Genomic DNA, 13,273 nt, shown 5'->3' with positions numbered 1-13,273 from the left:
GATGCCAGATCACCATCCACAGCTAGTGCCCCGCCGGTCACCAGGAGTGCGCTGAGCGGGGCTCACGTAGGTTTGCCCAACGATGACCAACACCGCCAACACCCCCGATCCGGCGCTCGCCCGACCCCATCCGGTCCGGGCCAGCGCCGGCGCAGTCGCCACCACCGTGGCCTGCGTACTCCCCGTCTTCCTGCTCGGCGGTCTCGCCGTGCAGATGGGCACCGACCTCGGCTTCTCGCCGGCCGGCCTGGGCCTGGCCGTCTCCGTCTACTTCGGGGTCAGCGCGCTGGCCTCGGTGCCCTCCGGCCGCCTCGTCGAGCGGTACGGACCGGCAGTGGTGGCCCGCAGCGGCATCCTGCTGGCCGCCGGGTCGATGCTGGCCGTGGCCGCCTTCGCCCGGTCGTACCCGGTGCTGGTCGGCCTGCTGGCGCTCAGCGCCGCCGCAAACGCGCTCGGCCAACTGGCCAGCAACACCGCGCTCGCCCAGCACGTGCCGGCGCGACGACAAGGGCTGTCGTTCGGGGTCAAGCAGGCCGCCATCCCGGTCTCCACCCTGCTGGCCGGGGCGGCGGTACCCACCATCGCGCTCACCGCCGGCTGGCGCTGGGCGTTCGTGGCCGCCGCCGTGGCCGCGCTGACCACGCTTGCCGCCGTACCCCGGCAGCTGCCCGGCCCGGCCCGGCGAGCCGGCGCGACGCGCGCTGCTCGGGCGACGGTGGCGCTGGTGGTGATCGGCGCGGCGGCGACGCTGGCGTCGGGCGCGGCCAACGCGCTGGGCACCTTCCTGGTCGACTCCGCCGCCGCCCGGGGCCTGTCGCCGGGCCTCGCCGGCCTCACCCTGACCCTGGGCAGCGCGGTCTGCGTGGCGGCCCGGGTGGGCGCCGGCTGGTTGGCCGACCGCCGCGACACCGGCCACGTCGCCCTCATCGCCGCGATGCTGCTGGTCGGCGCGGCCGGGCTGGGCCTGCTCGCGGTGACCGGCTCGGTGCCGCTGGTCGTCGGCGTGGTGCTCGGCTTCGGCCTGGGCTGGGCCTGGCCCGGCCTGATGAACTTCGCGGTGGTCCGGCTGCACCCGCAGTCACCGGCCGCCGCCACCTCGATCACCCAGACCGGGGTGTACGCGGGCGGCTGCCTCGGCCCGTTGAGCCTCGGCCCCCTCGCCGCGCACCTCGGCTACCCGGCGATGTGGACCACCGCGGCCGTGGCGATGCTCCTCGCCGCCGCTCTCATGCTCGCCGGCAGCCGACTGTTGACCCGCGTCGCCGCCGCAGCGGGGCGGGGCGGGGATCAGCTGGTGCGGTCGGCGATGTAGTCGCAGAGCGACTCGAGCGCGCTGCGGGAGGGGCCGTGCGGCAGCGGGGCGAGCTGCGCGCGGGCCTCCTCGGCGTAGCTGCGCACCGTCTCCCGGGCCCGCTTGAGCGCCGGGCTCTCCCGCAGCAGCCCCAACGCCTCGGCGTGCAACGCGTCGTCAGTCAACGGGCCGGTCGCCAGGATCTCCCGCAGCCGCACCGACGACGCGTCGGAGTCGTCCGCTTCACGGGCGTAGAGCACCGGCAACGTCGGGACACCCTCGCGCAGGTCCGTGCCGGGGGTCTTGCCCGACTGCACCGACTCGGAGGCGATGTCCAGCAGGTCGTCGGAGAGCTGGAAGGCGACGCCGATCGTCTCGCCGTACCCGGCGAGGGCCTCCACGTGCTCGGGGGCGGCGCCACCGAACATGCCGCCGAACCGGGCCGACGTGGCGATCAGCGAACCGGTCTTCTCCGCGATGACGTGCAGGTAGTGGCTCACCGGGTCGTCGTCGGGGCGTGGCCCCACGGTCTCCGCGATCTGACCGTGCACCAGCCGGGCGAAGGTGCGCGCCTGCAACCGGACCGCCTCGGGGCCCAGATCGGCGGCGATGTCCGCCGCACGGGCGAAGAGGTAGTCACCGACCAGGATGGCGACCGAGTTGGTCCACCGGGAGTTCGCACTCGGCGCGCCCCGACGCACGGCGGCCTCGTCCATCACGTCGTCGTGGTAGAGGGTGGCGAGGTGAGTGAGCTCCATCACCACGGCGGCCGGGACCACCTGCGCACCGGTCGGGTCACCGAACTGCGCGCCGAGCGCCACCAGCAACGGCCGGAAACGCTTCCCACCGGCCTCCACGAGGTGCCGGGCAGCCTCCGTGACGAACGGGTCGGCGCTGGACACGCTGGCCCGCAACTCGACCTCGACCGTGTCGAGCAGGCCCACCACGGACGCCTCGACACGGGGATCGGCGAGATTGAGACCAAGCGCGCCGAACTGACTCGTGCTCGCCCGACCCCGCCGACCGCCGGAGCCGGAGGCACCTGAACGCTCGCCCGCCGGATTCACCACGCCATCAACCATGCCACACCCGTACGACCTGCTCCGGGCCGGGGATACGCACCGGGGGCCGGCACGTGAACACGCGCCGACCCCCGGTGATCGATCCTTCGGCTATCGAACGAATTCGGCAGCTCCGGTCGCCAGATCGAGCAGCGGCGCCGGGGCGACACCCAACACCAGGGTCGCCAGCACACCGATCATCAACGCGGCGGCGGTGAGCCCACCGGGCACTGTGACGGTCGGGGTGGACTCGCCCGGCTCGGAGAGCCACATCATCACCACGACCCGCAGGTACGGGAACGCGAGGATCATGCTGGTCAGCACACCGGCGATCACCAGCCAGGCCTGGCCACCCTCCAGCGCCGGCCCGAAGATGGCGAACTTGCTGGTGAAACCGCTGGTCAGCGGAATACCGGCGAAGGCCAGCAGGATGAACGTGAACAGCGCGGCGAAGAACGGCGACCGCCGGCCCAGCCCGGCCCAGCGGGACAGGTGGGTGGCCTCGCCGTCGTCGTCGCGGACCAGCGTCACCACGGCGAACGCCGCCAACACCGAGAAGCCGTACGCGACCAGGTAGAACATCGTGCCGGCGAGCCCGTCACGGCTCGGCGCCAACACACCGACCAGCAGGTAGCCGGCGTTGGCGATCGAGGAGTACGCGAGCAGCCGCTTGATGTCGGTCTGGGTGACCGCGAGCACCGCACCGACCAGCATGGTCAGCACCGCCACCGCGCCGAGGACCGGGGTGAAGTCCCAGTTGGCGTCGGCGAACGCGACCTGGAAGACGCGCAGCAGCGCACCGAACGCGGCGACCTTGGTGCAGGCCGCCATGAACCCGGTGACCGGGGTCGGAGCACCCTGGTAGACGTCCGGGGTCCAGACGTGGAACGGGGCCGCCGCCGCCTTGAAGAGCAGACCGATGGCGAGCAGCGCCATGCCGGCGAAGAGCAGCACCGGGCTGGCCGGCGACTCGCTCACCGCCGCGTGGATGGTCGCGAAGTCGACGCCGGCCGAGCGGCCCGGGATGCCGGCGGTGAAGCCGTAGATCAGGGCCACGCCGAACAGGAAGAACGCGGAGGCGTACGCGCCGAGCAGGAAGTACTTCATCGCCGCCTCCTGGCTCAGCAGACGCCGGCGACGGGCCAGCGCGCAGAGCAGGTAGAGCGGCAGAGAGAAGACCTCCAGCGCGATGAACATGGTCAGCAGGTCGTTCGCCGCCACGAAGATCAGCATGCCGCCGATCGCGAACGTGGTGAGCGGGTAGACCTCGGTGAGACCGTTGCGCCCCTCGGCCTGCCGCCGGTCGTCGGCCGACTCGGCGGTCACCGCGGCCTGGGCGACGAACGCCCCGCCCCGCTCGACCGAGCGGTCACCGATCAGCAGCAGCGCCATCGCGGCCAGCACCAGGATCGCGCCCTGGAGGAAGAGCGTCGGCCCGTCGATGGCGAGGGCCTGCCCGACGGTGATGATCCGCTCGTCGGCGCTGAGGACCACCATGGTCAGTGCCGCGAGCACCGCGAGCAGCGCCAACGTCAACTGCACCAGATGCCGCCACCGCCGCGGCACCAGGGCCTCGACCAGCACACCGAACAGCGCGGCGCCCAGCATGATCAGGATCGGAGCGATCGCCGCGTACTCGATCGACGGCAGTTTCAACTCGGTCACAGTGCCGACCTTTCGTTCGCGACTGCGCAAGCCTCTGCCCGCGACTGCGGGGCTCGCTTCGCTCTCTCCTCGCGCGGGCGGATGGGGCTCGCAAGCTCACTCCTCGCGCTCACCGAGCCGCCTCCTGGACGGTGCCGCCCACGGACGGCGCCGGGTCGGTTCTGCCGATGTCGTCCATGGTCGCCTGGACGGCCGGGTTGATCACGTCAGTGACCGGCTTGGGGAAGAAGCCGAGCAGCACGATCAGCGCGATCAGGGGGGCAACCACGACCTTCTCGCGCAGGTTGAGGTCCCGGCGCATGCCGTCGACCTCGGTCAGCGCCGGGTTCAACGTGCCCTGGGTGGTGCGCTGCACCATCCACAGCACGTACGCGGCGGCCAGGATGATGCCGAGCGTCGCGATGACCGCTACCGGCTTGTTCACAGTGAACGTGCCGATCAGCACCAGGAACTCGGAGATGAACGGCGCGGTGCCGGGCAACGCCAGCGAGGCGAGACCGGCGAAGAACAGCACCCCGGCGAGCACCGGGACCAGCTTGCCCGCGCCACCGAAGTCACTGATCAAGGACGAGCCGCGCCGGGCGATCAGCATGCCCACCACCAGGAAGAGCAGGCCGGTGGCCAGGCCGTGGTTGAGCATGTAGAGCACCGCGCCGGTGCCGGCCTGCGTGGTGAAGGCGAAGATGCCCACCCCGATGAAGCCGAAGTGCGCGATCGAGGTGTACGACACCAGCCGCTTGAGGTCGTTCTGGCCGACCGCCAGCAGCGCGGCGTAGACGATGCCGATCACGCCCAGGGCCAGCGCCCACGGTGCGAACCACTTCGACGCCTCCGGGAACAACGGCAGGCAGTACCGCAGGATGCCGAAGGTGCCGACCTTGTCCAGCACCCCGACGAGCAGCGCCGCCGCGCCCGCCGGGGCGGCCCCACCGGCGTCGGGCAGCCAGGTGTGGAACGGGAAGAACGGCGCCTTGATGGCGAACGCGAGGAAGAAGCCGAGGAACAGCCACCGCTCGGTGCCGGTGCTGATGTCGACCTGCGAGAGCGCCTGCCAGTCGAAGGTCTTCCCGCCGACCACCCACAGGCCGATCACCGCGGCCAGCATGAACAGACCGCCGACCAGCGAGTAGAGGAAGAACTTCACCGCCGCGTACTGCCGCTGGTGGCCGCCGTAGCTGCCGATGAGGAAGTACATCGGCACCAGCATGACCTCGAAGAACACGTAGAACAGGAAGACGTCGGCGGCCGCGAAGACGCCGATCATCGTGCACTCGAGGACCAGCAGCAGCGCGAAGTAGACGGGCACCGACCGCTTCGACGACTCGGCGTCGTGCCAGGACGCCAGGATCACCAGCGGCACCAGCACCGCGATCAGCATCAGCATCACCAACGCGATGCCGTCGGCGGCGAAGGTGAAGCTGACCCCCCAGTTCGGAATCCACGAGTACGACTCGCGGAACTGGAACCGGTCACCGCCGGCGTTGAAGCTGACCCACATCACCACCGAGAGCACCAGCACGAGCAGCGACCAGGCGAACGCCACCTGCTTGGCCAGCTCCGGGCGGTGACGCGGCAGGAAGGCCACCACCAGGGCGCCCACCAGCGGCGCCACGGTGAGCACCGAGAGGAACGGGAAGTTGGACATTATGCGGCCTTACCTCCGTCGTCACTGCGTGGTCCGCCGGCGGGGGCGGGCGTATTGAGGTCGATCACGCCAACCACCCCGCCTGCACCGCCAGGAACGCCGCCATCACCAGCAGCGCACCGGCCAGGATCGAGGTGGCGTACGAGCGGACAAAGCCGGTCTGCATCCGGCGGAGGCGGCCCGAGCCACCGCCGACCGCGGCGGCGAGCCCGTTGACGAGCCCGTCGACGCCCCGGTTGTCGAGGTACACCAGCGCCCGCGTGAGGAAGATGCCCGGCTTCTCGAAGACCGCCTCGTTGACGGCGTCGGTGTAGAGGTTGCGCCGGGCGGCGGTGACCAGCACCCCGGCCGGCTGCGGCGCGGTGGCCGTACCGGCCCGGAAGAGGAACCAGGCGAGCCCGGCGCCGAGCACGGTGACCAGCAGCGACAGCGTGGTGATCACGGCGTGCGAGAGGACCGCCTCGTGCTCGGCGTGTTCGCCGCCCAGCCCGGCGGTCTGGGTCAGCCAGTCCGGAACGGACGTGGAGAGCAGGAAGCCGGCACCGACCGAGCCGACCGCCAGCAGGATCAGCGGGATGGTCATCAGCTTCGGCGACTCGTGCGGGTGCTCGATGTCCTCGGTCCACCGCTGCGGGCCGTGGAAGGTGAGCACGAACAGCCGGGTCATGTAGAACGCGGTCAGCCCGGCGCCGAGCAGCGCCGCCCCACCGAAGAGCCAGGCGGTCCAGTCGTCCCGCTCGAAGGCGGCCACGATGATCGGCTCCTTGGAGAAGAAGCCGGAGAACGGGAACATGCCGATGATGGCCAGCCAGCCCATCATGAAGGTCAGCCAGGTGATCTTCATGTGCTTCGACAGGCCACCGAAGCGGCGGATGTCGACCTGGTCCTTCATCCCGTGCATGACCGAGCCGGCGCCCAGGAACATGTTGGCCTTGAAGAAACCGTGCGCCAGCAGGTGCACGATGGCCAACGCGTACGCCGCGCCGCCGAGACCGACACCGAGGAACATGTAGCCGATCTGGCTCACCGTCGACCAGGCGAGCACCCGCTTGATGTCGTCCTTGGCCGCGCCGATGATGCAGCCGATCAGCAGGGTGAGCGCGCCGACGCTGACCACCACGAGTTGCAGCGTCGAGTTGGCGGAGAAGATCGGGTTGGACCGGGCGATCAGATAGACACCGGCGGTGACCATGGTGGCGGCGTGGATGAGCGCCGACACCGGGGTCGGGCCCTCCATCGCGTCCGGCAACCACGCCTGGAGCGGGAACTGACCGGACTTACCGGCCGCGCCGAGCAGCAGCAACAGGCCGAGGACCAGCACTGTGGTGCCGGTCAGCGCGCCGACACCGTTGAACACCTCGTCGTACTGGGTGGTGCCCAGGGTGGCGAACATGATGAAGATGCCGATGGCCAGGCCGGCGTCGCCGACCCGGTTCATCAGGAACGCCTTCTTTCCGGCGGTGGCCGCGCTCGGCCGCTCGGTCCAGAAGGAGATCAGCAGGTACGACGCCAGACCGACGCCCTCCCAGCCGAAGTACAGCATCACGTAGTTGTTGCCGAGCACCAGCAGCAGCATCGCCGCGACGAACAGGTTGAAGTACGCGAAGAACCGACGACGGCCCGCGTCGTGCGACATGTACTCCACCGCGTACAGGTGGATCAGGAAACCCACCCCGGTGATCAGCAGTACGAAGACCGCGGCCAGCGGGTCGAACAGCAGGCCGAAGTCGACGCGCAGATCACCGACCGCGATGAAGTCCCAGAGGCTCAGCTCGACCGACTTGTTCTCCAGGCCACGCAGCTGAAAGAAGAAGCTCAGGCCGAGCACGAACGCGGCGCCGATGGCAGCGACGCCCAACCAGTGCCCCCAGCGGTCGGCCCGGCGGCCGAGCAGCAGCAGGATGGCCGCGCTGACCAGCGGGATCGCCACCAGCAGCCAGACGCCCCCGAGCAGCCCCGTGGCCTGGGCGTATTCCACAGTCTCTTCCACCGGTGGACCCCTCTAGTACTTCAGCAGGTTGGCGTCGTCGACGCTCGCGGAGCGTCGCGTCCGGAAGATGGACATGATGATCGCGAGCCCGACCACGACCTCGGCCGCCGCCACCACCATCACGAAGAACGCCATGATCTGACCGTTGAGGTCACCGTTGATCCGGCTGAAGGTGACCAGCGTCAGGTTGGCCGCGTTGAGCATCAGCTCCACGCACATGAACAGCACGAGCGCGTTGCGCCGGACGAGCACCCCGGCGGCACCGATGGTGAACAGCACCGCCGCGAGGACCAGGTAGTAGTCAGGCGTCATGAGTCTGTCCCCTTCAGCGTGGTCTCCTGCGCGGTCAGCTCCCGCACCGGCAGGATCTCCGGCGTGCTCCGCTCCGAGAGGCGGCCGTCCGGCAGTCGGGCCGGGGTGGCCACCGAGGACGAGGTCGCGAAGACGCCGGGGCCGGGCTTCGGGCCGGGGTAGTTGCCCGGCGCGAACCGCGCCCGCATCGTCGACACCTGGTCGACCTTGTCCTGCTTGCGGCGCTCGATGTGCGCGAGCACCATGGCGCCGACCGCCGCAGTGATCAGCAGCGCCGAGGTCAGCTCGAACGCGAAGACGTACTTGGTGAAGAGCAGTCGGGCGATGCCCTGCACGTTGCCCTCCGCGTTGGCCTGCTCCAGGCCGACCGCCGTGGTGCCCTCCAGCGCCCGGTAGAGCGCGCCGCCCACCAGACCGGCGAAGCCCAGCCCCAGCACGATCGCGGCGACCCGCTGGCCGCGCAACGTCTCGATCAGCGAGTCGGTGGAATCCCGGCCGACAAGCATCAGCACGAAGAGGAAGAGCATCATGATCGCGCCGGTGTAGACGATGATCTGCACCATGCCGATGAACGGCCCGGCCTGGAGCACGTAGAAGACGCCCAGGCAGAGCATGGTGAGCACCAGCCAGAGCGCGGAGTGCACCGCGTTGCGGGCCGCCACCATCCCGATCGCGCCGATCAGTGCGAGCGGCCCGAGGATCCAGAAGGTGACCTCCTCGCCGCCGGACACCGCACCCGCCGCGGCCAGCACCGTAGACGTGGTCATGCGTTCTCTCCCTTGCCGGCCGCGACCCGCTGGGCGGCCTGCTCGGCGCCCGGGAACGTCACGCCGGGGTGCTCCTCGACCTGGTAGCGGCCGGGGCCCATCGGTGACGTCTCCGCACCGGCGGAGGTGCCCGGGTTGTCCAGCGCGCCGACGTAGTAGTCCTTCTCGCTGTCACCCAGCCGCATCGGGTGCGGCGGCTGCTCCATGCCCTCCAGCAACGGCGCGAGCAACTGCTCCTTGGTGAAGATCAGGTCCTGCCGGTTGTCCCGGGCCAGCTCGTACTCGTTGCTCATGGTCAGCGACCGGGTCGGGCAGGCCTCGATGCACAACCCGCAGAAGATGCACCGGGCGTAGTTGATCTGGTAGATGCTGGCGTACCGCTCACCCGGCGAGAAGCGCTGCTCGTCGGTGTTGTCGCCACCCTCGACGTAGATCGCGTCCGCCGGGCAGGCCCAGGCGCACAGCTCACAGCCGATGCACTTCTCCAGGCCGTCCGGGTGCCGGTTGAGGATGTGCCGCCCGTGGTAGCGCGGCGCCGACACCGGCGGCTTGAACGGGTAGTCGGTGGTGACGACCTTCCTGAACATGTGCGAGAAGGTGACACCGAATCCCTTGAACGTTCCGGTGATCGCGCCCACGTCACACCTCCCTGGAGTCCGAGCCGGCAACGATGTTGGCCGGCTCCCGCTCGGCGACCACGCGCGTGATACGCGGGCTCGGTGGTACCTGAAGATCCATCGGCGGCAGCGGGAAGCTCCCGTGCGGCCGGTTGTCGACCTGTTCCTGCGTCGTCGGCTTCGGCTTCGGACGCCGGCTGGGCCAGAAGATCGTGGCGATCAGCAGGATGCCGGCCGGAATACCGACGGCGATCATCTTGCCGCGGGTGTCCCAGTCCTCGATGGAGCGCAGGCCCGACAGGACCAGGATCCAGACCAGGTTGATCGGCAGCAGCACCTTCCAGCCGAGCCGCATGAACTGGTCGTACCGCAGCCGGGGCAGCGTGCCCCGCAGCCACACGAAGACGAAGACCAGCGCGATCACCTTGCCGAAGAACCAGAGCATCGGCCACCAACCGGAGTTGGCGCCCTCCCAGATGGTGATCGGCCAGGGTGCCCGCCACCCGCCCAGGAACAGCGTCGTGGTGACAGCGGACATGGTCACCATCGCGACGTACTCGCTGAGCATGAAGAGCGCGAACTTCAGCGAGCTGTACTCGGTCATGAAGCCGGCGACCAGCTCGGACTCGGCCTCGGGAAGGTCGAACGGTGCCCGGTTGGTCTCACCCACTGTGGCGATGAAGAAGATGATGAAGCTCGGCAGCAGCAGGATCGCGTACCAGCCCGGGGCCGGAACCGTCTGGCCGAAGATGGTCAGCTCGGTGCCGTCCCCCTGAGCGGCGACGATCCCGCTGGTGCTCATCGTGCCGGCGGTCATGAAGACCGCCACGATGCTCAGCCCCATCGCGACCTCGTAGGAGATCATCTGGGCGCTCGACCGGAGACCACCGAGCAGCGGGTACGTCGAACCGGACGCCCAACCACCCAGGACGACGCCGTAGACGCCCATCGAGGAGCAGGCGAGCAGCAGCAGCACCGCCACCGGCACATCGGTGACCTGCAACGGGGTGTGGTGACCGAAGATGCTCACCATCGGGCCGAACGGCACCACCGACAGCGCGGTGACCGCGCAGATCACCGAGATGGTCGGGGCGAAGAAGTAGACGACCTTGTCGGCCGCCTTCGGCAGGATGTCCTCCTTGAAGGCCATCTTCAGACCGTCGGCGAGGGTCTGCAGCAGGCCGAACGGGCCGACCTGGTTGGGGCCGGGCCGCACCTGCATGTAACCCACGACGCGCCGCTCGAACCAGACACCGAGCAGGGTGGCCAGCAGCCCGAAGGCGAACGCGAAGACAATCTTGCCGAGAACCAGCCACCACGGATCCCGGCCGAAGTCGGCCAGCGTGGGGTCCTGGGCGAGGATTGACGGAGTCACTGGTTACCCCCGGAGTTAAGGAGCGGACCCGGGAGACCGGTCTCGTCGGCCGCCACGCGCCCGGCCGGAATGGCCGTACTCGGTGCGGGGACGGAGATCCGGACGACCGCGCCGGACGTCGCCCCGAGGCTGCGCCGCACTGTCGAGCCGGGTGAGTTGGTCGGCAGCCAGACCACGCCGTCCGGCATCTCGGTGAGTTCCGCGGGCAGGGTCAGCGCCCCCCGGTCGGTGCCGACAGTGACGGCGTCACCGTCGACCACACCGAGCGCCTCGGCGGTGCCCTTACCCAGCCGGACCACCGGCGGACGGGCGGTGCCGGCGAGGTTCTCGTCGCCCTCGGTCAGCGTGCCGAGGTCCACCAGCTGGTGCCAGGTGGCCAGCACGGCTTCCCCGGCCTTCGGCTCCGGCACCCGGCCCGGCGCGACCGACGGCGCGGCCGGCCGCGACATCCGCGTCGCCGGCAGCGTGCCCAGCTCGCGGCGCACGCTCAGCACGTCGGCGGTGCCGAGGCGCACGTCGAGCAGCGCGGCCAGCGCGTCGAGCACCCGGCCGTCGGTCATCGCGGTGGTGTTCAGGACCGCCTCGAACGGGCGCAGCCGACCCTCCCAGTCCAGGAAGCTGCCGGCCTTCTCGGCCACCGGGGCGACCGGCAGCACCACGTTCGCCCGCCGGGTCACCGCGCTGGCGCGCAGCTCAAGGCTGACCAGGAACGGCACCGCGTCCAGAGCGGACTCGGCCAGTCGCGGGTCGGCCAGGTCGGCCGGGTCGACACCTCCGACGACCAGCGCGCCGAGCTGCCCGTTGGCCGCCGCGCTCAGGATGCCGTCGGTGTCCCGGCCGGCCTGACTGGGGATCACCCCGGCCGGGATGTCCCACGCCTCACCCAGCTCGGCCCGAGCGGCCGGTTCGGTCACCAGGCGTCCACCGGGCAGCAGGTTGGGCAGGCAGCCCGCGTCGACCGCGCCGCGGTCACCAGCGCGCCGCGGCACCCAGGCCAGCTTCGCGCCGGTACGCCGGGCCACGTCGGCCGCGGCGGAGAGCCCACCCGGCACGGTGGCCAACCGCTCGCCGACGATCAGGATCGCGCCAGGGGCGCTCAGCGCCTCGCTGACCGTGGCGTGCTCGGCGAGCACGCTGGCCTCCTCGCCCGGCACCACCCGGGCCAGCTTGGCACCGAGCTTCTCCAGGCCGCGCGTGGCGAAGGGCGCCAGCGCGTACACCGTCAGGGTCTTCTTCAGGTACGCCTTGCGCAGCCGCAGGAAGAGGATCGGGCACTCCTCCTCGGGCTCCAGGCCGACCAGCACCACCGCCGGCGCGTTCTCCACGTCGGTGTAGGTGACGTCGGTGACCCCGGCGACCGAGCTGGCCAGGAAGTCGGCCTCCTCGCGGGAGACCGGTCGGGCCCGGAAGTCGATGTCGTTGGTGTTCAACGCGACCCGGGCGAACTTGGCGTACGCGTACGCGTCCTCGACGGTCAGCCGACCGCCGGTGAGCACCGCGGTGCCCTGCCCGCTCTCCCGAGCCGTGTGCAGCCCCTCGGCAGCGACCGTGAGCGCCTCGCTCCAGGACGCCTCGCGCAGCTCACCGGTCTGCTCGTCGCGGACCAGCGGCGTGGTCAGCCGGTCGGCGGCCCGGGTGTACTGGAAGCCCCACCGGCCCTTGTCGCAGTTCCACTCCTCGTTGACCTCCGGCTCGTCGCCGGCCAGCCGGCGCAGCACCTTGCCGCGCCGCCAGTCGGTGCGCTGCCCGCAGCCGGCCGAGCAGTGCTCGCAGACGCTCGGGCTGGAGACCAGGTCGAACGGGCGGGCGCGGAACCGGTACTGGGCACCGGTCAACGCGCCCACCGGGCAGATCTGCACGGTGTTGCCGGAGAAGTAGGAGTTGAACGGGACGTCCCCGCTGTCCTCGCCGGACTCCACGCCGTACGCGTCGTCCCGGTAGATGTTGATCTCCTCAGCGGACGACCGGCCCATCAGGTCGATGAACTTGTCGCCGGCGATCTCCTCGGAGAACCGGGTGCAGCGCTGGCAGAGCACGCACCGCTCGCGGTCCAGCAGCACCTGGCTGCTGATCGCCATCGGCTTCTCGTACTCCCGCTTGTGCTCGTGGAAACGCGAGTCGGTGCGGCCGGTGGACATGGCCTGGTTCTGCAGCGGGCACTCACCACCCTTGTCGCACATCGGGCAGTCCAGCGGGTGGTTGAGCAGCAGCAGCTCCATCACCCCCTCCTGCGCCTTCTTGGCCACCGGGGAGGTGATCTGGGTGCGGACCACCATGCCGTCGGCGACGGTCTGGGTGCAGGAGGCGACCGGCTTGCGCTGCCCCTCCACCTCGACCAGGCACTGCCGGCACGCGCCGGCCGGGGCCAGCAGCGGGTGGTCGCAGAACCGGGGGATCTCGGTGCCCATCTGCTCGGCGACCCGGATCAGCAGTGCCCCCTTGGGGGCGGTGACCTGGACGCCGTCGATGGTGAGGGTGACGGTCTCGGTCTGCTTGGCTACGTCGGTCATCAGAGTCGCCCTTCATTCGCGACTGCGGGACTCGCAAGCT

At 70.3% G+C, this 13,273-nt stretch carries 10 protein-coding genes; 1 reads left to right on the top strand and 9 read right to left on the bottom strand.

Features of this window, described 5'->3' with window-relative positions; genetic code table 11:
- The first annotated feature begins 82 nt into the window (after nt 1-82).
- Nucleotides 83-1,312, top strand: coding sequence for an MFS transporter (locus IF22_RS0119860; protein WP_051708643.1), 1,230 nt, complete (start codon nt 83-85; stop codon nt 1,310-1,312).
- Here IF22_RS0119860 and IF22_RS0119855 read toward each other — a convergent pair.
- The 9 genes from IF22_RS0119855 to IF22_RS0119815 all read right to left on the bottom strand — a co-directional run bounded on the left by IF22_RS0119855 (nt 1,288) and on the right by IF22_RS0119815 (nt 13,233).
- A complete protein-coding gene (locus IF22_RS0119855; RefSeq protein WP_030334147.1) occupies nt 1,288-2,373 on the bottom strand; it encodes a polyprenyl synthetase family protein in 1,086 nt (361 codons plus the stop codon). The genes IF22_RS0119860 and IF22_RS0119855 overlap by 25 nt on opposite strands.
- A 90-nt stretch (nt 2,374-2,463) precedes the next feature.
- Nucleotides 2,464-4,017, bottom strand: coding sequence for an NADH-quinone oxidoreductase subunit NuoN (nuoN, locus tag IF22_RS0119850; protein WP_030334145.1), 1,554 nt, complete (start codon nt 4,015-4,017; stop codon nt 2,464-2,466).
- Between the two features lie 109 nt (nt 4,018-4,126).
- Nucleotides 4,127-5,662: an NADH-quinone oxidoreductase subunit M gene (locus IF22_RS0119845; RefSeq protein ID WP_030334143.1), complete on the bottom strand. Its 1,536-nt coding sequence runs from the start codon at nt 5,660-5,662 to the stop codon at nt 4,127-4,129.
- 64 nt (nt 5,663-5,726) lie between these two features.
- Entirely contained in the window at nt 5,727-7,652 is a 1,926-nt protein-coding gene (nuoL, locus tag IF22_RS0119840; RefSeq protein WP_030334141.1) for an NADH-quinone oxidoreductase subunit L, read from the bottom strand.
- 12 nt (nt 7,653-7,664) lie between these two features.
- Entirely contained in the window at nt 7,665-7,964 is a 300-nt protein-coding gene (nuoK, locus tag IF22_RS0119835; RefSeq protein WP_030334139.1) for an NADH-quinone oxidoreductase subunit NuoK, read from the bottom strand.
- The gene (locus tag IF22_RS0119830; protein WP_030334138.1) at nt 7,961-8,731 is read right to left on the bottom strand and encodes an NADH-quinone oxidoreductase subunit J; all 771 of its coding nucleotides are present in this window, start codon (nt 8,729-8,731) and stop codon (nt 7,961-7,963) included. The genes nuoK and IF22_RS0119830 overlap by 4 nt, the downstream gene beginning before the upstream one ends.
- Nucleotides 8,728-9,369 (bottom strand): NADH-quinone oxidoreductase subunit NuoI, encoded by a 642-nt coding sequence (nuoI, locus tag IF22_RS0119825; protein ID WP_030334137.1) that lies wholly within the window; start codon nt 9,367-9,369, stop codon nt 8,728-8,730. Before nuoI ends, IF22_RS0119830 begins: the two co-directional genes overlap by 4 nt.
- Before the next feature lies 1 nt (nt 9,370).
- Nucleotides 9,371-10,723: an NADH-quinone oxidoreductase subunit NuoH gene (gene nuoH, locus IF22_RS0119820; protein WP_030334136.1), complete on the bottom strand. Its 1,353-nt coding sequence runs from the start codon at nt 10,721-10,723 to the stop codon at nt 9,371-9,373.
- Nucleotides 10,720-13,233: an NADH-quinone oxidoreductase subunit G gene (locus IF22_RS0119815; protein WP_030334135.1), complete on the bottom strand. Its 2,514-nt coding sequence runs from the start codon at nt 13,231-13,233 to the stop codon at nt 10,720-10,722. The genes nuoH and IF22_RS0119815 overlap by 4 nt, the downstream gene beginning before the upstream one ends.
- Nucleotides 13,234-13,273 lie beyond the last annotated feature (40 nt).

Origin of the sequence: Micromonospora parva, from assembly GCF_000718515.1 — a bacterium.
Taxonomy (GTDB): Bacteria; Actinomycetota; Actinomycetes; order Mycobacteriales; family Micromonosporaceae; genus Micromonospora; species Micromonospora parva.
Note: the sequence above shows the minus strand (reverse complement) of the source record. Positions and strands in the feature narration are given on the sequence as shown.

Bases quoted from the DNA above. Each gene is read 5' to 3' on its own strand.
- IF22_RS0119860 (WP_051708643.1), top strand. From the start codon at position 83: ATGACCAACACCGCCAACACCCCCGATCCGGCGCTCGCCCGACCCCAT.
- IF22_RS0119855 (WP_030334147.1), bottom strand. From the start codon at position 2,373: ATGGTTGATGGCGTGGTGAATCCGGCGGGCGAGCGTTCAGGTGCCTCC.
- IF22_RS0119845 (WP_030334143.1), bottom strand. From the start codon at position 5,662: ATGTCCAACTTCCCGTTCCTCTCGGTGCTCACCGTGGCGCCGCTGGTG.
- nuoK (WP_030334139.1), bottom strand. From the start codon at position 7,964: ATGACGCCTGACTACTACCTGGTCCTCGCGGCGGTGCTGTTCACCATC.
- IF22_RS0119830 (WP_030334138.1), bottom strand. From the start codon at position 8,731: ATGACCACGTCTACGGTGCTGGCCGCGGCGGGTGCGGTGTCCGGCGGC.
- IF22_RS0119815 (WP_030334135.1), bottom strand. From the start codon at position 13,233: ATGACCGACGTAGCCAAGCAGACCGAGACCGTCACCCTCACCATCGAC.